This is a genomic window from Nostoc sp. DedQUE08 (assembly GCF_034530895.1).
In the GTDB taxonomy this organism is placed as follows: Bacteria; Cyanobacteriota; Cyanobacteriia; order Cyanobacteriales; family Nostocaceae; genus Nostoc.
On record NZ_JAVRCD010000019.1, the window covers coordinates 104,297 to 125,703 of the forward strand.

A 21,407-nucleotide genomic window follows, 5' to 3' on the forward strand; every position below is an offset into this window, starting at 1 on the left:
ACCCTCTTGTTTGAGCGAAAAATAAGCTGATGTATCTACTAAATACATCAGCTTTTGACTTATCCCAAGATTTCAATCACAGCCGCTAGAATAGCTGGGGCTTTGTCTGAAACCGGAATGAATACCCGCTTTTGCCAGTTGATGATCTCGGTGAAGCATCCCACAGCTAAAAGTCGCTCTGCCAGTGAGACAGCATTAACTAGTTCTATGCGAGGTTCATTAGCAATGAAAGAACCTCGCAAGGTTACACCACCCGGCAACTGCTGTGTATATCTCTCGTTGAGTACCAGCTTCACAAGTTCTTCTGGAGAAAGCAGCTGGTTCCTGAGTCCAAGTTGTTCGCGCACGGTTTGAATATCATTAGCATTGACCACACGACCGAGAATCTTTTGTCCATCGCTGGTTTGTAGTCGGAATACTCGACTATTCTGCTGTGGTAGTATTTTCCAGATAGGCAATAAAATACCAGTCACTAAATGCAGGTAATCGGTGGTGAACTTGGGCAGTGTGTCTACTTCAGTAGACCATGCCGCAACAAAGGTATCAGCCGAAACCTGCCGCCAAGTGGACGATTCAAAATCTTTGACTGGCACACGGGTTTCTTTCTGTGGGCGAATGAGCAACATCCTCGAAATAACGCCACCGTCAGAGTCGAACGTGCTGTGAGTTGGGATTGCCACTGCCGCATTTCTAGACTTCTCATTTATCATGAGTTTTCCCTGGTGCATACTGACAAGCTCAATCATCTCGTCAGCAGTTTTGATGTTGTTTTTCTGGAGTCGCTCTACCTTGAGGTAATTCGTTATACTACCAGTACCAGGGTGAGTATATACTGGTTCTTGGCCTTCGATGGTGAATTTCTCAGCCCGGAGTGTCTCTACACCCATCTCGTAGACCCCTGCTGCGATCGCTGCTTCAATCTGCTGACTTAGCAATAACTCAAAACGCTCGAAAATGATGTTTTGCATATCGATGCGTAAAGCCAACAGGCGATTGAGGAATTGCCGCAAGGGAGGCAAGTCGATTTTCATCCCGCCTTCGTGAGAGGTTAAGCTAAGTCCAGTCATTTGCTCGAACTTTCCTAAAGGCACTTCATAAAATCGACCTTGGTATATTTGCCTGAATAACTCATACAGGGCGTGTTCTGCATAATTTGACTCCAGATTATCCTTAGCTTCAAATATCCCATTGCCACCTGTTTGCCGTTGACCACGAGTAAGAGCGCCCAAGCTATCCAGCCTTCGGGCAATGGTTGAGATAAAGCGGCGTTCACCGATGACGTTAGTGGTTACAGGTCTGAACACGGGTGCTGATGCTTGGTTTGTGCGATGCGATCGCCCAAGCCCTTGAATTGCATTGTCTGCCCTCCATCCAGCTTCCAACAAATAATGCGATCGCCGCCGACGATTCGCAGCATTTAGATCGGCATGATAACTTCTGCCTGTGCCACCAGCGTCACTGAAGATGAGAATTTGTTTGTCACCCTGCATAAACGCAGCAGTTTCAGCAATATTCGCGCCAGCACCGCGTGAATCAACAAACAAACGTCCAGATTCATCTTTGAGAACTCGCTTACTGCGACCAGTTACTTCAGCCACTTGCTTGTGACCAAAATGCCACAGCAATTGTTCTAATGCGCCGGGGATGGGATCAAGGCTTGCTAACTTATCGACTAACGCATCTCTCAAGGCTACAGCTTCAATAGAAATAACTGGAGAGCCATCAGCGTCAAAGACTGGCTCGGATCTTTCTTCTCCATCCTCGCCAGAATGAATGGAATGCAGATGAATGGGGAAAGCACTCATCAGGTAATCCATAACGTATTCCCGTGGGGTCAAGTCAAGATTGAGATCCTTCCATTCGGAAGCCGTAACTTCATCAAGTCGTCGTTTCAAAAGTTCTTCATTAGTCGAAACTATTTGAATGACAACAGCAAGACCTTGGACTAAATCCTGCTCAATCGCTTTGATTAGGACTGGGCATTTCATCCCGGTCAGCAGATGATTGAAGAATCTCTGTTTATGGCTTTCAAACTGCGACTTAGCAGACATCTTTGCAGCACGGTTGTAAGTTTTGTCACCAGAGATATTACAAGCTTCCAGGGCTTTGTCTAAATTATGGTGAATAACTTGAAAAGCATCGGAATAGCTGTTATAGCTCCGTTCCTGCCTCGGCGTTAAATCAATGTAGAGAGTTTGATACTCAACTCCCTCGAATGAAAGGCTCCGCGCCAGATACAGCCCCAAAGCCTTGAGATCCCTGGCGACCACTTCCATCGCTGCAATACCACCGCCCTCAATGGATTCCACAAAATCCTCACGGGAGGTAAACGGAAAGTCGCCCGTCTGCCAAAGTCCCAGACGATTGGCGTATGAGAGATTTGAGACTTTAGTTGCACCAGTTGCAGAAACATAGATAACCCGTGCTGATGGCAGTGCGTTTTGCAACCGCAGCCCAACAATACCTTGCTGGGATGCTGCAACCATACCAAGTTTGCCCTCTTGTGCCATTGCATTGCCCATGCTGTGGCACTCGTCGAAAGCGATCGCTCCCTCAAAGTCCTTGCCTGCCCACTCAACGATTTGCTTAAGCCGACTTTTGCCGTTCTTTTGAGAGCGCAGAGTCGAGTAGGTGCAGAACAGAATGCCTTGGGTGAAAGGGATGGGGTCGCCAAGTTTGATGTTGCTCAGGTCGATAATGTCTTTTTCACTACCTTCGAGCGCACACCAGTCTCTACGGGCATCCTCAATTAGGGCAGAACTCTTTGATACCCAGATTGCTTTTCTTCGTTCCTGACACCAGTTGTCGAGGATGATTCCTGCACATTGTCTACCCTTACCCGCTCCCGTCCCATCGCCAAGAAACCAGCCACGCCGAAATTTTACGGCATTTTCTTCGCCAGTTGCCGCTACAGTCACATTATCCCATGAATCATCCACAATATAAGACCCAGAAAGAAATTCACCGTGCGCCTGACCTGCGTAAATAACGCTTTCAAGTTGTGCTTCAGATAACAATCCTTGTGAGACAATGTTTCGCGGGAGATGCGGTTTGTAAGTGGGTGGTGGTGGCGAGACAAGCGCTAGGGCTGCACTTTCGCAAAGCAGCGAGGGATGAGGTAAAGCATCTTTAATTCTGATTCGTTGTGGGCGATAGGTTTCATATAAAGTATCTTTGAGTCCTTCTGTAGCAGACCATTCGACGACTTCGTATTCCAGAATAACTACATCTGGAATTGAAGAAAGTGTTTCTGCTTGAGCTACCACAGAGCGTTTTGGCAATTGAACAACAATTGCCTTCGCCGCAGTAGCTTTGATATCTGAGCGTTCCCACGAAGATCGCTGTGGCAACTGCTCAATCAACGCCAGCAGTTCGGGCAAGTCCAAGGTTTCGGGAATACAGGGGATTTGCCTTTGATTATCAGCCGGAACTTTGTCGATCACTGTAATCCGAGTGTCGATAGTTGTCCCATGTTTTGAGTAAACCTTGCCGTTAACCCCGACTGACATTAAAACTCGTGCTTCCGAGTGCCACCTAACAAAAGTCTCACGCCAGCTTGGGTTAGCCGGAGAGAACCAGTTGGCTGTGATTGTTACCAGCCGTCCACCGTCAGCCAGTCTTTGCAATGCCGAGTTGATATGCCTCTTTGTTGCGTCGGGATTGCGACTGTTAATTTTGGGAGATGCGGAGAAAGGCGGATTCATCAGCACAACTGAGGGCTGAGTCTTGCCAATCAGATAGTCGTTAATTTGTTCCGCGTTTACTGAGAATAATGGTGTACCAGGGAATAATCGCCGCAGAATCTTACTTCTATCGGGTGCAAGCTCGTTGAGCATCAGACTTGCACTGTGCAGTTTAGCCATTTGTGCTAACAAACCAGTTCCGGCACTTGGCTCCAAAATCAAATCAGTAGCTTGTATAAATCCTGCTTTTGCTACCAGATAAGCAAGCGGCAGAGGGGTGGAGAATTGCTGAAGCTGTACCGACTCTTCACTGCGCCGTGTTTGCGTTGGGCAGAGGGCTACTAACTTCTCCAATTCCAATAATACTGTTAGCGGCGACTCTAATAAAAGCTTGTAACCTTTTTGACGCAGATATAATATTTGCGCCACTTCAATAGCTTCGTAAGCGTCTTTCCACTGCCACGCACCGGACGCAGCAGTGCCTAGAAAGTAGCGATTCATCTGGGCTTGGATTGTCCTGGTGGAGATAGTCCGTTGCTCAATCAGTGATTTGGTGAGTTCTTGAGCAACGTTGAGGATTGATTGCCCATAATCCAGAACTGTTTCTAGGTCAAACAGAGTTCCTTGCGTGGCTATAAGGCTGACCATATCTATTATATGAATACATCACTTTCGCTTTGGCGTAGCCGTTTGAGCTAAGGACGGGTTAACTATATTTTTTTGGTACTTTCCAGTTATCTTGCGTGGCTTGGTGGACTGGCGCTTAGTACTAGTTGAGGCGGATTTCTTAGACGTGGACGATTTTGCTTTAGTCCGCTTGGGTTTGATCGGTTGCACTTTGGCAGGTGGGAGTAGTCGGAGTCTGGGGAAAGGGATTATAACTGCTGGTGTGAGAACAGAATGGTGAGGGGATTGTGGTTCTAGAGTCCAAGGGTCAGGAATCTTCTCAAATGCGATCGCCCTTGGAGTAGGTTGTGATGCTGTTGCGGAAACTGTGGGCTGTTCAATAACCGATGGCTCCCATTCGATTGGCGGCAAGGGTACAACCCACAAACCATCTATGAAATCGAAAACCATCAGCACAACAAAGCTGATAACGACTGCTTGGATCGTCAGAGTGAGAGTAGCTTGGATATCCATGATTAACTCCAAAGGTTTGTGATTTTTCAATGTAGTGAGGCGTTGCAGTTGGGTTTGGTCGTTGCAACTCTCACTTTTGTCTTGGCGTAGCCATGAAAATTCCCATTCACAAAACGGGTGATTATGTTTACCCAGAGCATTGAAATCTTCTTAGCAAAGGCTAAGATCCAAAAAGTCACTAATTGCAATAGGCAATGGCAAGCAAAGAAATCCAAGTCCGAGAGTACACCGTCAGAGCGCACAAACGGGAAATTCACACTCGCGTTTTCAACTTCGCATGTAAGCAGTGCGAACAGCCCACACAACGAGAAACCTTTGGTGTCCGACCGCTCTACTGTGAAAAATGTCGTCCACCTCAACCTCCCAAGCAATCGAAAGTAGTCCCTATAGGCAAGAGGAAACCCAGAGCGATGAACTATAAGAGTGATGAAAGTCGGCTAGGATGATTTGTTGTCTCAGGGTTTTGAGCGATGGCATGTGAATGAAGCAGTGCGCTCATTCGCCCAACCTAACTCAAACTGGTAAAAAGTAACTCTAATGTTTAGGAGTCAAAACAATTCAAAATTCAAAATTATTAATTCAAAATTAAAGACAATTATTGTTAGCTCTGAACTCACCACTCTCTTGTTAACCGCCAAATCAAACATTGTCGCGGGGGCTTGTACTCAGAATTAATGAATTAATCAATTCCAAAATTTTATTTCTTCTTCATTTTGCATTTTTAATTTTGAATTTTGAATTCAAAAAAGGTCATTCAGGAGGTGCAAACTGTGCAAAGACCTCGGCCCCTGTCAGGTTCTTAGTTTCATTGGCAAAACAGTAATATTTGGGTTTTTCATCAATGAATACCTGATGATCTAAAACAAGACCTTCACAGTTCTGGAATAGTCCAACGGGGATGAAATACTGGTTATTTTGTTTCAATTTATAAAAGAGATGGCTCCCACATTGCTTACAGAATCCACGTTCTGCCCACTGTGACGATTGATAAACCCCAATATTTTCTTCACCAGAGAAGTTAACATCACTTTCACAATCAACAACTAACAGAGGCCCTCCGCCCCAATTGCGGCACATACCACAATGACACGCTCCCACATTTTTACTCATGCTAGTTGTAGAAAGGCTTACTGCTCCACACAGGCAACTACCTTTTGCAATATTTAGATTAGACATATTGTTTCCTCCGATTCCACGCAGGCGCTCAAATTGTCACATTTTCCCTATTTAATACTGGAAATGCCAACAATACATAGTCTACAGGCTTACCAGCGAAGAAAGCCGTTTCAGTGTTCTATTTTGATGCTTGGTAATCTAACCGCCATAAACATTCATTTTGTTCAAAAGTAACGGTGATTACCTAAAAATATTGATTTAGCCTACGCCAAGTGATTGTCTAGCCATCTGTTTATATTCATCTAAGCCTGACTTGAGCGCAAATTCTGCGATGGCTATGGGATAAGAAGCAGCCAGTTCAATCACTTGTTCTGCCATCTTCGACCAAATACGTCCACCCGATGAGGCGTATGCTGATATCAGCTTATTCAAAGCGTCTTCACCAAAAGTGCGGTAATGGGCGACAAAATCACGGGCTGGGTCAGTGACGGCTGCCTCAGTCCAGTCAATGAAGCCAGTTACCTGTACTTGGGCATCAATCAAAATATGCCCAGCGTGTAAATCACCATGAGTTAACACTGTTTCTTTCGTCCAAACCTCATCCTTTTGGAGCCAAGATTGCCAACGGTTCCACAACTCTTCACCAACACCAAACTCATTCTTCACTGCATCCATCTTCTGTTTCATCGCCGCACGCACTTCTTCAGCGGTTTCAATGGGAAGACCAATTGCGCGTGCTTCCTCAATGCTAACTTGATGAAGAGAGGCAATCCCCTTAGCTAGCGATTTATGAAACTGGTCGGGTGGATTTGCTGGATCAATTTCCCACACATAAGCTTTTGCTTGAGAGTCAATTGTGCCTGTTGGCACACCGTTTAATGCCCGGTAAACAATGAGTTCATCTGTGCAAATAGTCCATTGTGGCACTTCCACATTCAGAAGAGGGGCAATCAGTTCCAGCGTGCGTTTTTCCTTATCTACCGACGGTAGAACATCCTCCCGCCGAGGAAGACGCAAAATCCAGCGTTTTCCATCAGTGTCCCTTGCTAACACAACCTGAAAATCAAGACCCGATTCATTAAATTGCAGTGAGTCTTCTCGGATAGTCAAGTTATGCTTGTGGGCTAGTTCAAGCACTTCCTGCTTTGATTTTGTCTTTTTAATCATGTCTTCTTACCACTACGCATCAAGAATGCTGAATACTGCTGCACAACAACTGTTTAAAAGGAAACTTTCTGCCTAATCATCCAATACGGGTGATTAGGTGGAAATACGTCAAATAGACTTATCCACGAATCATGAAAGCTTACAAAGAAAGGCAGAGGGCAGAAAGCAGAATGAAAGAAGTATTAATAAAAACTTTAGTTGTGGGTTATTGTCCACTAGTATAAAAAAATTTGTGTCGATAGCGTCGGCGGCAAGTGCCACGAGACACTGATGCTCCTTACTTCAATCCCACGTTTTTAAACGTGGGTTCCCTTCTGCCAACTGAGCCTCCAGCATAACTGCTTTCTAAACAGGAGAGAGTTACAAGGATTTGCACGGAAGGAGCGATCGCCATCTTGCTGTACTCTTGCTGTACTTAGTATATAAGAATTTAAATCAAGTTCTGATTTTTGGTTTTCACTTGCTAATAGAGTTCTTCCATCGTTTCAATAAAGGAAGCATCATTAGAGACTATTTATAAAGTAAATCTTTAGAGAACAAGACGACGCAACATAATTCTGTACTTGGCATTAGCGAGAAACGGGATATTAGATACGGGTTTTAGTTAACATGGAAATTCCCCTGACATTGCAAATCAACTATGCCCAAGACTTGGAATCTAAAAATAGATAACTATTTTCAAGCGAACCCAAACTGCATCATTGCCACCGCCCATGTAGACAGCTTCCCGATAGACCTCCCCCTAGAACCGAACATCCGCGAACCGAACCGCAAAAGCGCGACCTACAGACAAGTCTTCGACTCACTGACAACCGAACCCGAAAAATTCTTCTCTCGCCACAGTGGAATCGTTCTGTCAGCTAATATTGCTAAACCTGTCAAGAACAAAACTGAACTGGAGCTAGAAATTTTAGAAGCAAACGAGGGCGGTAGCGATGGGATTATCAACGGAGGGCATACGGTTTTAGCTTTTGAGCAAGCTAAAAATTACAAATACGACCTAACCGAAGCCAGAGTAAAAGTTACGATTCACATCGGGCTGACTGAAGAATCAGCTAAAGATATAGCCCTAGCCTCCAACACTACAACGCCAGTAGATTCTCGCTCCAAAGTCAACGCCAGAGGTGATTACAAATTTATCAAGCAGTATTTAGCTCAGTTAGAACAGAAAGAAGATAGAAAATTCCGCATCGCTTATTACCAAAACCAAAGCGGCGCTCCCAGAAATGCCCAGTGTAATGTAACCCATTTGCTCAAGCTCCTTTACTGCCTCGACAGAAATAAATACAACCCCGACGGCAATAAACGAACCAAACACCCAGCAGGGATGAGTCTTCCAAGTAACATCACAGACGCAGAAAGGGAAAGATTAACCGCTTTACTGCCTCTGTTGACTCATGCTTTGTGGATAGAGCAAAGACTCTACGAAATAATCCAAGACTATATCAGCAACCCCAGAAGAAAGGGTGCTAACGACCTAGCATCAATTGATATACGTAAAACGACGTTGTTGCCGGACAGCAAGTATTCATTCGGGTTTGGTGCGCCAACTGACTTGGCATTACCAATAATTGCATCATATCGGGTATTTCTGGACAAAGACTATAAATGGATTCTGCCGTTTAACGAATTCGCTGAAGATTTCCTGCAACACTTGTGGAATAACTACTTCCGTAAATACTTGGTGTCGGAGAAAACAGCCGGAAATACAGTCGGTACAAAAATCAGCCGCAATCAAGAGATTTGGGAAAGTTTGTATATCTCGGCGCAGAGTTATCTAAATCAGCACTTGATGAAAATGGTTAATTCCAGCAAGGAAGAAAAATCGAAGGTAACACAAGGGACAAAAGGGCGTGTGCAAGCAGCTAAGAAATGATAGTACAAGGCTTCTATTGAAAAATTTGTTTTGGATGAGCGATGGTTTTTAACACTGAATAATTATCAGTTATCAGTAAAGTCGTAAAATCCTTGGGTTTTAACTGATAACTGATAACTGTTTTAAGTGATAGCTTAACTTTTGAAATCAAAAAAGTACTATTGCTCACAGATTATTTTCTATTTCCATATACAATAACAACTGCTCATTCAAGGAATATTTTGTGATTTTAACAGTAGCAAGAGAGAAAAAATAATGGCTGAACTCAAACTCCGGTCAAAAGATCCAGATTCCCTCAGACGCATTATTCAAAGTGCTTTGTCAGAAAGATTACAGAGTGTGACAGCAGGAATCAAAAGAACAGAAGAACGGATTCAGGATTTTGAAACCAAATATCAATTATCGACTGAGGAATTTCTCACTCAGTTTAATAATGATGAATTATCCCATAATTTTGACTATGATGAGTGGATTGGAGAAGCTCGAATGTTGGTACATTTACAACAAACAAAAGAGTCGATAGAGGAGATTGATTTTGTTGATTGAAGATTATTTTCAGCAAATTCGGATTTTAATCGAATCCTCAGAAATAGTTAAGATATTTAATTTGGAAACTGAAAAAAGAGGAATATATGAAGGTTTTCTCAGAGCCAAGCTCGAATTTAAAGATAATTCGTTGCTGCATCTAAGGGAATTTATTTATGTTGAAATATCCCCAGATAGAAAAATGTATAGTTATCAATATATGAACTCAGAGAATAATCTAATTTTCCGCTATGACAATACTGAACATCACCGAAAATTAAATCTGACTACCTTTCCTCATCATAAACATGATGGTGGTGAAGATAATATCGTTAAATCAGATGCTCCTTTTTTAGCTGAGATCCTAAAAGAAATTGAGAAAATATTAGTATAAGTGCGATTCCTACGGCAGAGGTTGCCGATATCCACAATCTCTTCAGCGAACGCTTGACATCGATTAATTTATTTTCGCTGTAGACCACGCCCTAGTTAGAAAAGCGTATGATTTTTGGGTTTAGCCCTTTCGTCTGATATTGTATGAACGAGCAGGATTTAGCCGTTCAGCAGGAATATAGCTTAGGAAATACCAATGAACTTAAGCATTCAACAGATTGTGCCGGAGGACGTTGCATTAATGGAAGCTCTATTAGCGACCTTTGGTGAGGCGTTCGATCAGGTGGAGACATATAGAAATCCCCCTAGTGCAGACTACCTGCGGCAACTGCTTGATAGTGACTACTTCATTGCGATCGCTGCATTGAAACAAGGTGAGGTCGTTGGTGGTCTTACTGCCTACGAGCTTAAAAAATTCGAGCAGGAGCGCAGCGAGATTTACATCTACGATCTAGCTGTTGCTGCCGCACACCGACGGCAGGGAATCGCAACGGCATTAATTCAAAAGCTGAAAGAAGTAGCAGCAGCATGTGGAGCTTATGTCATTTTCGTCCAGGCGGATATTGGTGACGATCCAGCCATTAAACTTTATACAAAGCTGGGCAAGCGCGAAGACGTATTGCATTTTGATATAGCAGTTAATAGCGGCAATGACAATGCCTAACCTGATCTGGGTAGTGTTTTTTTGAGAAGAGCATACTAGAGAGCGGGTCAATTTTTTACCATTTTAAATATCACGGATGATAATCTGGGCAATTCTCGCTATCCCATCCATTCGGGTGTATTCCGCAGACTAGCACGTTGTCCCCATACTCAACTCCATGATAATTAGCGCAACCGATGCAAGCTATTGGTCGGCTAACTTCATCATCAAAATCAAAATCATCATCATCATCCTCCGATTCATCAACTCGAACTAAGGATGCATTACAGTTGGGGCAGGTTTGGATATCTTGCCCTTTACCTTCAACTAGACAAGTGAGCGATTGCCACGAAGTAACGGGCTGACCACTGTTGCTGATATAACTAGTGAGTAACGAAAAATAGGGGTAACTGCATTGGCATACGACCAACTCAGCATTGGTATGCGTCGAGTAGTGAGCTTCTAGATATTCTTGGGCAATTTTCCAATTCTGCTGCTTAGAAATACTTTGTGGCTCCCCTTTATAGTTTACCCCCCACAGTTTATCATCGTGGAAAATCCTAAGAGAAAATGATGTATAGTCATGAGCTAGATTTTCTAGTTCGCAATGACTTTTGGCATTTTTGTAATCAAAACTGCGATGCTCAACTATTAACTTATGCTCACGGGGATAGGTCTGGATTACCAGATACTCTCCTTCATAAAAGGGATTGTATTTGGTAGCAATTCGAGGGTTAAAGAATAAGAAATCCTGTTCAGTATCCATATCAATAAATTGTAATTTTTCATTTGTCAAACATAGCTGACAGGGCAAACGCGGATGTGTTTTGAAGATTTACTTTTTCCCAACGCTAGCCTCCGTGCCTCACTATAAGCAACAAATACAATACTTAAAACTTGTGCTTGAATTAACTACGAATGCAGACGGACGACCACCAGTTAGCAATAGCATTACTAAAAACCCAATGCCGACTTGAGTTATTTGTTTAACTAATGAACTGAAGCGATTTTTGATATCAAAAATTTTCATTCATCCTCCTAACCCTGGAAAAAACTTACTCCAAACACTTTGCTTCTTTGACGCTGATTCTTCTAAGCCTAAAACATTCTCTAGCCCTTGCTGATTACTCTGAATCTCATGCATATTAAGAGAATGAATCGTCTGAGCTAACTCTGGATTGTCTTCTAACAATTCAGCTTCAAGCTCTAACTCCTGCTGCAAAAGTTGAGCATTTCGGCGCAAGAACATCTGCTGATTGTGTCGCTGTCTGACAATGGATTCGGTTAAGTGTAATTGTTCTTCAAAACTCAAATTGTCGTATTCGTTATACATTTTATTCAACTCCGATCAATCCAAAGTATTCTGCCGATAATTCCATCAAGTATCTCAAGGCTAAACAATCGCCGTAGTTTGTGTATATTTGAGCAATAGTCATGAAAACTTCTAGCAGATTATCAGGCGTTACTTCCGTGAAACGAGAAGCCAAATTAAATGCTGAGTTTTCAGCTTCTGGCTCTAGTGGCGGTGCGTCTGTCCAGACTATTAAACCTCGCTTGTCCAGTTCTGCTAAAGAAATATCATTCACAGCATCCACAACGGAGTCAGGCGCATACTTTATTAATAGCTTAATCACCAAATAACACCTCCATAAAGTAGCTGATATCCCAGCCTCAATCTCGTAATAAATTCATCAGTATTACGATTACCCCAAACAGGATTACTACGGCTTTTTATCCAGTTAATCGAGCTATGACAAATCTCTTGATGACAACGGTAGCACGTAGGAAATGTAGATTGACCAATGATGTCGTTGCCGTAGTAAGCGTGATGGATTTCTTCACTTTTCTTAGTCAAGCAAACGACACAATAATTGTGAGTTTTTCTATGAGCGATTGCTACTTGTTTCCTATACTCTTTGGGATTACCATATCGAGCATTCCAATTTAGTTGTCTGGGTAGCCGAGATTTTCTAGTAATAGAGTCACCCCTTTTTCGTTTAACTCTTGCCCCGTTAATTCGTGCCACTTTTGTTTGATTTCCTGAAAATGTGGTCTTCTCCCTAATTCTGTTGCCCATTTTCTAATTTCTTCGTACCAGTCAACCTGCTGCTGTGAGGATTGTTGATTATTTTTAGAACTATCAACAGTGTCACTATTCGGTTTGGAATCCTGTTTTTGTTCCAGACCTTTAATATCAAATTCCGGGATTAGAGCAACAAAAGGATTAGATCGAGTGGGAATTACTAGGGCATATCGAACTCCGGCTTTATCCAACATTTCGCAAGCCTGTCGCAAGATTTCAAGAATTTCTTTTTTGACATTCAGAAAATCCTGGGGATGGTCAAGGATATAACTTGATGTTTGCCCCATCGCAATAAAGCAAACATTTTTCAAGGACGGGCGGCTAAATCCGGTTTCCCCAGAGAGTGGGGACTGGCCCATAAATAAACCATGACCCTTTAACCCAGCAGTGAATTTGATGACATAGTTCCAAAAACCCTGCAAGTCTTTGGCGGTATCAGCATCAACCATTCCTGGAAGTCCCTTGCCACCACCAAATACAGAGTCCACCTCATCCTGAGCAAGAAATAATTCGGGAACACCGTGACATTCACCACCAACAATTGATACTCTTGCTTTCTGTTTGTCAATTTGGTCTGTGGCAAAGATGAGCCAATTTCTTAATTCTTTCATGCCGTCAAACTTACGGCCAAACTTGCACAGCCATCTGGTGACATCATCTTTTGGATCGCTGCCGATGACAATTGCTGGTGTTTGAGACTTTGCACCAATTTTGTTGATAATCACCCCAGCCAGCGTAGACTTCCCAGATTGTGTTCCACCAGAAAGGTAAAAATGGTGATTGCTGCGAAGAGTCATATTTTGATTAGACGCAGCATCACACAGTTCATCAATCCAAGCACCATCAATTCTGATGTACTCAGGATAATTAGCTGCTAAAGCTTGGAGAACTTTCATCGCACCCGGATTAATCACGGACTGCACCGACTCTTCATCGATGTCAGCAATATCGGGATTGGGAATACCAGTCGGTGAAGGTGATTGTTGTGCTGGTGGTTCTGGAAGTGTAACCAACGCTTGCAATTGATATTCAGCAATCCACCGGGGGCGCTCTTGGACTGGTAGCCGATTCACATAGTCAGCAACTCTGCGTTTGGCAGCGATCGCAGTGGTGACATAATCATAAACAGCCTCACCTTGTAAATGCTGTTTAAGTGATTTCAGGTCAGCTTCTTGCAAAGAGCGGTATACTTTCTGTTTGCCTTCGCTGATTTGGGCAGATACCCCAAATAAGCCAGCACTCACTGTTCCAGCACCAAGTAGCATCCCGGTTGTTATTCGGTCAGTATTTAAGAAAAAAGGAGCAGACAGACACATAACTGCACTCGCTCCTAAAGAACATAAGATAGTTCGTTCTGCATGAATCACGCCACTGGCAGTTAGTCGTTGTAATTCAAATGGCATAAACTTATCTCACCCCCAACGCAACACCAGCTGCAACTAATGTCAGAAAAACAAATAGGAATATCACCCCAGGCATTAACCCAATGGTAAAAGTCTTGCGGTTAAATCCAAATCCTTTGACGACTAAACCAGCAAAGTTAAAGAAACCAACTGCCAAACCGCAAATGCAAATCATGCCAATGATCCAGACCAAGAATTGACTGACTGGGCTAGCAACACAGAGAAATCCCATTAACATTGACAGTCCAACTCCAGAGACGGCATATCCAACAAAGGAAAGCTTAATTTGCATAATTTAAGTTGCTCTATCTACATCCTTAAATATTTGAGCAATACGAACACAATTGTCTGAAAAACAAAGGACTACACAAACCCCAAACTGAGGGCATTCATAGTTTTGAACACCAACTTCGTTTAAGTAACAAATTCCTTGACTGCATTGACGCATATCACAAATTCTTGTCATGATTTTCATTTTTAAAATCTGAAGGAATCTCCCACTTCATCAAATGCTTTCTCGTATCCCCCCAACTGGCGCTGCTGTTCAACAGAACCAAAAGCATGACGAATTACCGCCTCCCCATGTAATCCCCTGGTTCGTTGCAAATCCTCCTCAACCTTCATGGCTTCACTCGAATATGCCAATTGGTTTTTATACATCTCTGCCAAGGATTGCAACTGCTTGAGCTTGTGTCGGGAAAACTTTGTATGTAGCCACTTCTGTGCTTTTAACGTGCCAGCCACTTCTGCTTCATCCAGAACCTGCTGTGCGGTGGTGTAAGCTGGCAATGTGTAGCGTGAGCGGATTGATGAAGGTAAATTACCCTCAATTTGGGTAGCATCCCCAACTCTTAAATCCGTTGATACTACTCCATCACCTTTCCCGCCAAATAAACCAGGAAGCCATTTTCCTAACATTCTTTTCTCCCCCCTACTACTTAAAATTGGTATAACTCTCTTGCACTTGTTGAACTTGTGAGCCGATATATCGGGTTATGCCATATATGCCCATGAACGAAAACATCAATACTGTTATTGCTGCGATCGCAGTTTGAGCCATCATTCCCCGTTGCATTAATTCCTCAATCTGCCTATTCGATTGCGATCGCACCTTTGACTCATCAATAAGTTGCTGGACGACTAGGAATTCTTCTGTTGTCAGGTTTTCTAGTGTTAAGCCGGACAGATTCAACTCCCCGTCCTTCTTCAGGTGGATATTTAATTGTTTGTGACGAGTCTGCTCTTGTTGCTCCATATATTGCCACGCCCAAAACGAGGGTTAATAGCAGCAGATTGAGTACTGCTGCTAATCCAATCAATTTATTCGGTCGCATTTGTTGGGCTAATGCCGAAAATACCCGCAACGAGTTCGTCACCGATTGCACGAAAGGAATCTACGTCAGCTTCCTCCTCCATCGCTTTCGAGACAAACTTACTCACCACATCCTTGGGAGCATTGCGAATCGTTGATAACAACTGGTCAGCTTTATCAGTTGTGTAAGCGTCAATCCCGACGTTGAGGACATCTTCTAAGGATTGAATTTCAAGGTTTGAAACCTGAGATGCGTGAGCGATCGCTCCTTGCAATGGAGGTGTGGATTTACGGCGGGGTGAGTTTTTACCGAGTTTACCCCCCGTATTTTTAGACTTACTATTAGCAGTGGTCAGGGCAGTTGATTTCTTGGCTTGTACAACTTGAACTGCTACTTCTTGAGCTTCGGCATCATTTAAATTATCAATATCCATGCCAATAGCTGATGCAGCAGACACAATATCTGCCTCATCGAACTCGATACCTTGAGCCAGCAAAATTTCTTTGACTTTTTGCATAACTTAGTTTCTTATGTGCTACTACACCATTAATATAATATATATATTAGCTAAGTAGCATATAAGAAACCAACAATGTTTTTAAATTTGTCGGTTTCTTGTCCCATAAGCAATATCAGTTGATAATTTGGGTGATTAAGTATGGATGCAACAATGCCTAGAACGAAAGCACAGGGAATGACCCGGATTGAACTCTACGTGCCAACAGCACTATTTGAAGAAGCTGAGGAATTAGCCGACTTTGAAGGTTGGAAATTGTCAGAATTGCACCGTGTATTTTGGGAAAACGGTTTTGGCGCTTACGTGGAGCGCAGTAATAAAAGAATGATTAACAAGCGCTTGAGAGATAAGATTTCTCCTGACGTTGCCAATCAAGGAGAAGAAGAGTAATTTTCGCGCCCAGGTTTAACCTGGGCATTGTTGAGTAAAGGGAGCAACAAAATATGCAAAGTATTGAAGAAGCATACACCCTTGCTTGGGTAAAAACAGCTTGCGAACACGTCTTAGGTAAAAGCATTAGTATTAGAGCTTGGCGAAAATGGTTAAGGATATGTGGTGTAAAGCAGTACGCCCGACAGGTGAGATTGAAAGAATGCTGCTATTTGTTAGGGCTTGCATATCTCAAAAGTCAAAATCTCTTCAAAAAGTATTCTTTGTCAGACGTTTCATTGTTACTTAAAAAAGATCAAGAGCGTTTTGCCCAATTTGGTATCGACTTAGAAGAACCAGATTTTCCGTTATCTGGGCGAGAACTTCCGAATTTTATCTACGACAGAACAAAGCGTAAAATCAGCTTGCGAACTGTGTATCGTTGGGCTGAAAAACATAGTATTCCCTTCTCTGTATCGAGAATTATTCCCCCACAAGAACTTATTAGATGGCTGGAATTAGGAAATGCTTTGTGAAGAAGAATTCAGAATTCAGAATTCAGAATTCAAAACCAGGAATTAGGACGCTTTCTACCAAACTCTAAAAAGCACCACTTTTTTGGTCGAAATACCGATTCTTGTTTTCTGATTTCTGACTCCTGACTCCTGACTCCTGACTCCTGACTCCTGAATTCTAATTTCTAGCCGCTCTTTTTTTTGCACTACTCTGTCACAAAGCGGTACAGAATTCCGGCAGGTATGCCGTGACATTCAAAACCCCTGCTGTGTATAGATGTCACAAAAAGCGGCATGATGTTAGCAACGCCCAGAACCCTTGTGTTTCCGTTAATGTCACAAAAAGCGGCACAGTTGCTCTGTGACATCGGCGTGCAGAGACAGTACTCAAAGCCATACAGAATGGGTGTCACGCGAAAAGCGGCCCACTTGACGAAAAAAAAAAAAGGGATGAAAAAAAGCCCCGTTTTTGGGGCTTTTTTATAAAGTGCGATCGACAGCCTCTGATGCTCACAGAACGCCTGCTTTTAAGTCTGGGATTTTCTACACCCTATCCCTTACAAGCTTTTCATGACTGATGCTGAATTTTATTTCCTAAACTTTCTATTTTTTACTTTGCAAGTTTTTCTTTTTCTTTTTTTTAGGGCACTCGATATCGACCATCAACCCATGCTCAAATACAACAGTGTGTTTTGGGTCTGCTCCATCAGAAAGGAGAATTTTTTTCTGTTTACTCATCAACTTCATTTCCTTAATTGTGTTCTCGAAAAAATGAAGTTGATAGCCACAATCACATTCAAATGATGAAGGGAATATTTCTTTGGGCATAAACTAATCGAAAAAATTATATTTCCTTGGCATTTTTTTTCATAATCCCATTGCCCAGATGAAAAAGTGTAATCTTTTGTATAAGTTATTGAAACACAGGAAAGTCGGTGGCATGGTTAATCTGTGAACCTGGTGACACTGGACAGCACTCAAGCGGTTGAGAATTTTAACAGCAGCCGTTGGTGCGCCAGATGCCATGTACACCTGTGGAGAACTTTGAGTATGGAGTTCGTCGTTCTTCTGAATAGGTAGCGAGGTGAAGTTAATGAGTCAGGAAGAACCTAATTACAGTAAAAGCGTCTTTAACCAAGAAAATGCAGTAAATCCAATAGGTTTATTATTTAATGAAGAATGGTTGCGAAAAGGTGTTGAAGCTGAAGATAAAGTTGGTGGCAATATTGGGGCTGGATTAGATTGGGGGTCAGTATTTGCCTCCTTAATGGGTAATCTAGAACTTCTAGGGCGTTTCACAACGTTGCGTATTTCTCTAAATAGAGAAGTGCGGTTGCTACTGAATAATTGGAATTTAGGCACAGCTACGAAAATTGCAGTCATTACTGCAAGAGAAAGAATACTTGAAAAGTTTAGGCTGCCGACACCAGAGGTAAGAGAATACATACTTGCCACTCTGGAAAATGATCAGCTTTATGGTGAAGAATTCATTTCTAATCGAGAGATACTGCGCGAACTGCTTGGGGTGTTGTTAAAACAAGAAGATTGGGAAACCATTGCAGCAGTTGCAGCAGATTCGTTAAAGAAAGAAATTATACATCAAGCTGTTAGTGAAAAGATTTCAGCATAGTCAAGCTCATCGCAATAATTCTATTTGAATTATTTTTTTGTTTTGCCAACAAGTGTGTGCTGTTTAACCTAGCCTTTCTTCTAGGTTCTCAACGTTTAAACTTTGTGAGAGGATTAACCCAGTATTTAAACTCAGCTTAAACATCTTGTTCTGAAATGTGATCTTAATTCATCACTACACGGGAGTGCTTAATCATGGCGCAGGACGAACTAAAGAACAAAGTAGCTTTGATTACTGGTGCAAATAAAGGTCTGGGGCTAGAAATGAGTCGTCAACTTGGACAACATGGATTGACAATTCTGATAGCGGCCCGAAACTTAGATGCAGCTAAAACAGCAGCGAGTAACTTAGAGAATGAAGGAGTAATAGCTCACCCAATTGCCCTGGATGTCACTGATAGTACTCAAATTGAATCTGCTGTTCAACAAATTAGTGACTCTTTTGGTAGGCTTGATGTCTTGATCAATAACGCGGGTGTGTTTTTAGATGGTGACTGGTTAACTAGTAATGCTAATTCTATTTCTGTAGACATTATTCGACAGACATTTAACACAAACTTTTTTGGCTTAGTGGAATTAACTCAACAAGTATTGCCGTTAATATTGAATAGCCCTAGCGGTCGAATTGTAAATATGTCGAGTATTGAAGCCTCGTTAGCACTTCATGCTGACCCCAATTCATTCATCTATAATTCCAAACCATTTGCTTACAATGCTTCTAAGGCAGCAGTGAACTCATTTACCATTCACTTAGCTCATGAATTACGCAATACTCCGGTGAAAATTAATAGCGCTCATCCGGGTTGGGTAAAAACGGAATTAGGTGGTGAAGGTGCAATGATGGACATTGCATCAGGTGCGAAAACTGGTGTTGAATTAGCGATATTACCCAATGATGGCCCCAGTGGTGGGTTTTTCCATCTTGGTGAACCAGTAGCTTGGTAACTTCTACCACAATTTGAAGCAGTGACATAAGTTATTAGTGATTACGCGAATTCTCACGATTTTCGTAGACTCAATAGTAATGAGTATTGATTTTTAGGGCAAACGGCGATTCATCCCATTCCTTCAATGTGTGGTATGAATCGCCGTCTTTTGTAAAAAGTTGAGCATTATCCTTCTAACTCTAACTTTTCCATATTTCGTGAAAAGTCGGCTCTAACTCTGATCAAGTCATTTATATTAGAGGTGCTTCTTAGTACGTGAATACTCACTTAAGCATTGGATATTGCCTCCAGCTGGTGCTTGAGAATTAATATTTTACGCTGATGCGCTTCAATCTCAGCTTCAAGTTCAGCACGTAATTCAAGTGATGTAAGTAGATGAATTTTCTCCTCTTCAAGATGTGACACTTCAGAAAAATCGTTTTTATCTAAAACACCATAACGCCAAGATTCGTTACATAAGCCAGTCAGTAGATTATTAGGTGGATAATACTGAATCCCAACAATCATCCCCTGCTTGGTTCTTTGTCCTAACGAATATTTTGGTAATGTCCAATGATTGGGAATAGTGATAACTTTTGAAGTTTCCATACGATTGTTCCTATCTTTGTTTTGACTGTGTTTGTACTACTCGCTGCTGCCTTTTCTCCACCAAAACCTGACCGATAGCTCCTCCAGTACCCAGCCCTAACATGACTGTAGTAATCGTGTACATTGTATATCTGCCAAAAATTTGTACTCCTAAATACCCAATAGATATGGCCGCTAATGTACCAGTGAGACTTACAGCAATTACTTGTGCTTGATTACGTTTCATAATTAGAATGCCTTTCCCTGATAGAGGTTATGATTTGAATGATTTTGCTATTACGTAATCGCGCCACTGCTCAACAAATAGAACAAATGCGTAACTGTTCACAAGTTCTACATCAAAACAGCAGTCGATATCGAGCGTCGGGTGCTGGTTGGTGGTGGCGATCTGCACGCTGATTGCGAAAAAGAGCTATTGAAAGATAGTAGTAGACAACAAGATATTTGGGCTGCCAGTTTTATGCCTTTGACTGGGAAAATAATTTTTGAATCAATGGTTAATCTTCGTCCCCGGCAAAATAGGTCAATGGAGATTTTAGATCCTAATATTAGAGAAAGGGTTGCTCAACTTCTAATGGAGTTCCTGGGAAACTTATGATCCAAATGACACCAGAGCAGAAAAATTTTACACAAGATGATGTTCCTACCCGGTTGCATCACTTGGCAAATCACTTATCGCAAATTCAGTCTATGTGGGTTGGAGACTCATCAAGGGATTTGATGCTGCCTTTGGTAAAAGAAAGTCGGTACTTTATTGAGTGGACTGTACCTGACATGGTAAAAGCAGACGACATTGACCGAGCCTGTGAGTTAGTTGACTTAGTTCGTTTGCTGACTAATTGGCTATTCAACTGGGAGAACATTTGGTCAGATACCGAACAAAAACAATCTGCTTCTCTTGAAACTTCATATTGGTTACAGCGAGTTTTGGAAATATCGCGTACAGAACCGGAATCACTCAGTGCATAAACTCTATGAAGTCTGACGTTGCTTCACCAACACCGAGCGCAAATACCGACGACACTCCGACTCTCCCCGGTGTATGAGAATTCGCAGCGCCTCTACTTCCTGGATCGGAGAAATACAGATTTCAGCGATTGCTGGGATTAAATTCTGTTGCTTTTGCACATAGTCTTGATGCTGCTGCTCTAACTCCAGAATTCTGGAGTTTAGCTGTTGTATCTGCCGTAATGCTTGAGTCAGAGACGATTCTTTGTTTTGAGAGAGATTGTCTAAAGTTAACGTCATTTTCTTACTCCTCTAAATTTAGATTTTTTCTGTTTGCTGTTGAGTTGCCTGTTGTACACAATCAATTGCATCCACTATTTCTCCCAAAATATTAAAAGCATCGTTTAAGACCACACCATTCGAGGTAGAAAAGTACTCGGACGATTGAAGCCTGCGATAATCCTTACTACTACCTACAAGCTGCAACGTATATTGACAACCTTGTAAAATAGTCCGAATTTCTGCTGTAGTTAACTTGATTTCCATTCTTGT

28 protein-coding genes and 1 pseudogene are annotated in these 21,407 nt (G+C 42.3%); 11 read left to right on the plus strand and 18 right to left on the minus strand.

All coding sequences use genetic code 11. From position 1 onward, the window contains the following. Positions 1 to 59: 59 nt before the first annotated feature. Both RMY64_RS15135 and RMY64_RS15140 read right to left on the minus strand, forming a co-directional pair. Positions 60 to 4,331 (minus strand): strawberry notch-like NTP hydrolase domain-containing protein, encoded by a 4,272-nt coding sequence (locus tag RMY64_RS15135; RefSeq protein ID WP_322700467.1) that lies wholly within the window; start codon positions 4,329 to 4,331, stop codon positions 60 to 62. An 18-nt stretch (positions 4,332 to 4,349) separates the two neighbouring features. After that, positions 4,350 to 4,823 carry a hypothetical protein gene (locus RMY64_RS15140; protein WP_322700468.1) on the minus strand — a complete coding sequence of 158 codons (474 nt, stop codon included), beginning with the start codon at positions 4,821 to 4,823 and terminating at the stop codon, positions 4,350 to 4,352. Positions 4,824 to 5,017: 194 nt separating this feature from the next. Here RMY64_RS15140 and RMY64_RS15145 point away from each other — a divergent pair, with 194 nt between their 5' ends. Beyond that, positions 5,018 to 5,269: a hypothetical protein gene (locus RMY64_RS15145; protein ID WP_322698865.1), complete on the plus strand. Its 252-nt coding sequence runs from the start codon at positions 5,018 to 5,020 to the stop codon at positions 5,267 to 5,269. A gap of 304 nt (positions 5,270 to 5,573) precedes the next feature. Here the strand turns inward: RMY64_RS15145 and RMY64_RS15150 are convergent, their stop codons facing one another. Both RMY64_RS15150 and RMY64_RS15155 read right to left on the minus strand, forming a co-directional pair. Then, positions 5,574 to 5,999: a GFA family protein gene (locus RMY64_RS15150; protein ID WP_322698866.1), complete on the minus strand. Its 426-nt coding sequence runs from the start codon at positions 5,997 to 5,999 to the stop codon at positions 5,574 to 5,576. A 198-nt stretch (positions 6,000 to 6,197) separates the two neighbouring features. Next, positions 6,198 to 7,106, minus strand: coding sequence for a macrolide 2'-phosphotransferase (locus RMY64_RS15155; RefSeq protein ID WP_322700469.1), 909 nt, complete (start codon positions 7,104 to 7,106; stop codon positions 6,198 to 6,200). 640 nt (positions 7,107 to 7,746) lie between these two features. Between RMY64_RS15155 and RMY64_RS15160 the strand changes: the two genes are divergently transcribed. The 4 genes from RMY64_RS15160 to RMY64_RS15175 all read left to right on the plus strand — a co-directional run bounded on the left by RMY64_RS15160 (position 7,747) and on the right by RMY64_RS15175 (position 10,564). Beyond that, positions 7,747 to 8,982, plus strand: coding sequence for an AIPR family protein (locus tag RMY64_RS15160; RefSeq protein WP_322700470.1), 1,236 nt, complete (start codon positions 7,747 to 7,749; stop codon positions 8,980 to 8,982). A 255-nt stretch (positions 8,983 to 9,237) separates the two neighbouring features. Further along, positions 9,238 to 9,528: a hypothetical protein gene (locus RMY64_RS15165; protein ID WP_322700471.1), complete on the plus strand. Its 291-nt coding sequence runs from the start codon at positions 9,238 to 9,240 to the stop codon at positions 9,526 to 9,528. Next, a complete protein-coding gene (locus RMY64_RS15170; RefSeq protein ID WP_322700472.1) occupies positions 9,518 to 9,901 on the plus strand; it encodes a toxin-antitoxin system TumE family protein in 384 nt (127 codons plus the stop codon). Before RMY64_RS15165 ends, RMY64_RS15170 begins: the two co-directional genes overlap by 11 nt. A gap of 195 nt (positions 9,902 to 10,096) precedes the next feature. Further along, a complete protein-coding gene (locus tag RMY64_RS15175) occupies positions 10,097 to 10,564 on the plus strand; it encodes an AAC(3)-I family aminoglycoside N-acetyltransferase (RefSeq protein ID WP_322700473.1) in 468 nt (155 codons plus the stop codon). Between the two features lie 70 nt (positions 10,565 to 10,634). Here the strand turns inward: RMY64_RS15175 and RMY64_RS15180 are convergent, their stop codons facing one another. From RMY64_RS15180 to RMY64_RS15220, 9 genes are all read right to left on the minus strand, one after another. Continuing rightward, complete coding sequence (locus RMY64_RS15180) at positions 10,635 to 11,309, minus strand: hypothetical protein (protein ID WP_322700501.1); 675 nt, start codon at positions 11,307 to 11,309, stop codon at positions 10,635 to 10,637. 264 nt (positions 11,310 to 11,573) lie between these two features. Beyond that, a complete protein-coding gene (locus tag RMY64_RS15185; protein ID WP_322700474.1) occupies positions 11,574 to 11,876 on the minus strand; it encodes a hypothetical protein in 303 nt (100 codons plus the stop codon). Between the two features lies 1 nt (position 11,877). Beyond that, positions 11,878 to 12,177: a hypothetical protein gene (locus RMY64_RS15190; RefSeq protein ID WP_322700475.1), complete on the minus strand. Its 300-nt coding sequence runs from the start codon at positions 12,175 to 12,177 to the stop codon at positions 11,878 to 11,880. After that, a complete protein-coding gene (locus RMY64_RS15195; protein WP_322700476.1) occupies positions 12,174 to 12,398 on the minus strand; it encodes a hypothetical protein in 225 nt (74 codons plus the stop codon). The genes RMY64_RS15190 and RMY64_RS15195 overlap by 4 nt, the downstream gene beginning before the upstream one ends. 89 nt (positions 12,399 to 12,487) lie before the next feature. Continuing rightward, positions 12,488 to 14,029, minus strand: coding sequence for a hypothetical protein (locus RMY64_RS15200; RefSeq protein WP_322700477.1), 1,542 nt, complete (start codon positions 14,027 to 14,029; stop codon positions 12,488 to 12,490). 4 nt (positions 14,030 to 14,033) lie between these two features. Continuing rightward, positions 14,034 to 14,321 (minus strand): hypothetical protein, encoded by a 288-nt coding sequence (locus tag RMY64_RS15205; RefSeq protein ID WP_322700478.1) that lies wholly within the window; start codon positions 14,319 to 14,321, stop codon positions 14,034 to 14,036. Positions 14,322 to 14,506: 185 nt separating this feature from the next. Further along, positions 14,507 to 14,947: a hypothetical protein gene (locus RMY64_RS15210; protein ID WP_322700479.1), complete on the minus strand. Its 441-nt coding sequence runs from the start codon at positions 14,945 to 14,947 to the stop codon at positions 14,507 to 14,509. A 16-nt stretch (positions 14,948 to 14,963) separates the two neighbouring features. Then, entirely contained in the window at positions 14,964 to 15,284 is a 321-nt protein-coding gene (locus RMY64_RS15215) for a hypothetical protein (RefSeq protein ID WP_322700480.1), read from the minus strand. A 65-nt stretch (positions 15,285 to 15,349) separates the two neighbouring features. After that, the gene (locus tag RMY64_RS15220) at positions 15,350 to 15,859 is read right to left on the minus strand and encodes a hypothetical protein (RefSeq protein WP_322700481.1); all 510 of its coding nucleotides are present in this window, start codon (positions 15,857 to 15,859) and stop codon (positions 15,350 to 15,352) included. 141 nt (positions 15,860 to 16,000) lie between these two features. On the opposite strand from RMY64_RS15220, the gene RMY64_RS15225 reads away from it, so the two are divergent. After that, positions 16,001 to 16,249 (plus strand): hypothetical protein, encoded by a 249-nt coding sequence (locus RMY64_RS15225; RefSeq protein WP_322700482.1) that lies wholly within the window; start codon positions 16,001 to 16,003, stop codon positions 16,247 to 16,249. A gap of 53 nt (positions 16,250 to 16,302) precedes the next feature. Continuing rightward, entirely contained in the window at positions 16,303 to 16,764 is a 462-nt protein-coding gene (locus RMY64_RS15230; protein WP_322700483.1) for a DNA-binding protein, read from the plus strand. 582 nt (positions 16,765 to 17,346) lie between these two features. Here RMY64_RS15230 and RMY64_RS15235 read toward each other — a convergent pair. Then, positions 17,347 to 17,571, minus strand: a complete 225-nt coding sequence (locus tag RMY64_RS15235; RefSeq protein ID WP_322700484.1) for a hypothetical protein — start codon at positions 17,569 to 17,571, stop codon at positions 17,347 to 17,349. 265 nt (positions 17,572 to 17,836) lie between these two features. On the opposite strand from RMY64_RS15235, the gene RMY64_RS15240 reads away from it, so the two are divergent. Both RMY64_RS15240 and RMY64_RS15245 read left to right on the plus strand, forming a co-directional pair. Continuing rightward, on the plus strand, positions 17,837 to 18,373 hold the full coding sequence (locus RMY64_RS15240) for a hypothetical protein (RefSeq protein ID WP_322700500.1): 537 nt from the start codon (positions 17,837 to 17,839) through the stop codon (positions 18,371 to 18,373). Positions 18,374 to 18,567: 194 nt separating this feature from the next. Then, positions 18,568 to 19,317, plus strand: a complete 750-nt coding sequence (locus RMY64_RS15245; RefSeq protein WP_322700485.1) for an SDR family oxidoreductase — start codon at positions 18,568 to 18,570, stop codon at positions 19,315 to 19,317. Positions 19,318 to 19,586: 269 nt separating this feature from the next. Here the strand turns inward: RMY64_RS15245 and RMY64_RS15250 are convergent, their stop codons facing one another. Both RMY64_RS15250 and RMY64_RS15255 read right to left on the minus strand, forming a co-directional pair. Beyond that, a complete protein-coding gene (locus tag RMY64_RS15250) occupies positions 19,587 to 19,907 on the minus strand; it encodes a hypothetical protein (RefSeq protein WP_322700486.1) in 321 nt (106 codons plus the stop codon). A 10-nt stretch (positions 19,908 to 19,917) separates the two neighbouring features. Then, positions 19,918 to 20,133 carry a hypothetical protein gene (locus tag RMY64_RS15255; RefSeq protein ID WP_322700487.1) on the minus strand — a complete coding sequence of 72 codons (216 nt, stop codon included), beginning with the start codon at positions 20,131 to 20,133 and terminating at the stop codon, positions 19,918 to 19,920. Between the two features lie 38 nt (positions 20,134 to 20,171). Here RMY64_RS15255 and RMY64_RS15260 point away from each other — a divergent pair. Both RMY64_RS15260 and RMY64_RS15265 read left to right on the plus strand, forming a co-directional pair. Further along, positions 20,172 to 20,505 (plus strand): annotated as a pseudogene (locus tag RMY64_RS15260) (DUF5674 family protein). Beyond that, positions 20,502 to 20,876: a hypothetical protein gene (locus tag RMY64_RS15265; RefSeq protein WP_322700488.1), complete on the plus strand. Its 375-nt coding sequence runs from the start codon at positions 20,502 to 20,504 to the stop codon at positions 20,874 to 20,876. Before RMY64_RS15260 ends, RMY64_RS15265 begins: the two are co-directional and overlap by 4 nt. A gap of 3 nt (positions 20,877 to 20,879) precedes the next feature. Here the strand turns inward: RMY64_RS15265 and RMY64_RS15270 are convergent, their stop codons facing one another. Beyond that, entirely contained in the window at positions 20,880 to 21,155 is a 276-nt protein-coding gene (locus tag RMY64_RS15270; RefSeq protein ID WP_322700489.1) for a hypothetical protein, read from the minus strand. A gap of 18 nt (positions 21,156 to 21,173) precedes the next feature. Beyond that, entirely contained in the window at positions 21,174 to 21,401 is a 228-nt protein-coding gene (locus tag RMY64_RS15275) for a hypothetical protein (protein WP_322700490.1), read from the minus strand. Between the last annotated feature and the right edge of the window lie 6 nt (positions 21,402 to 21,407).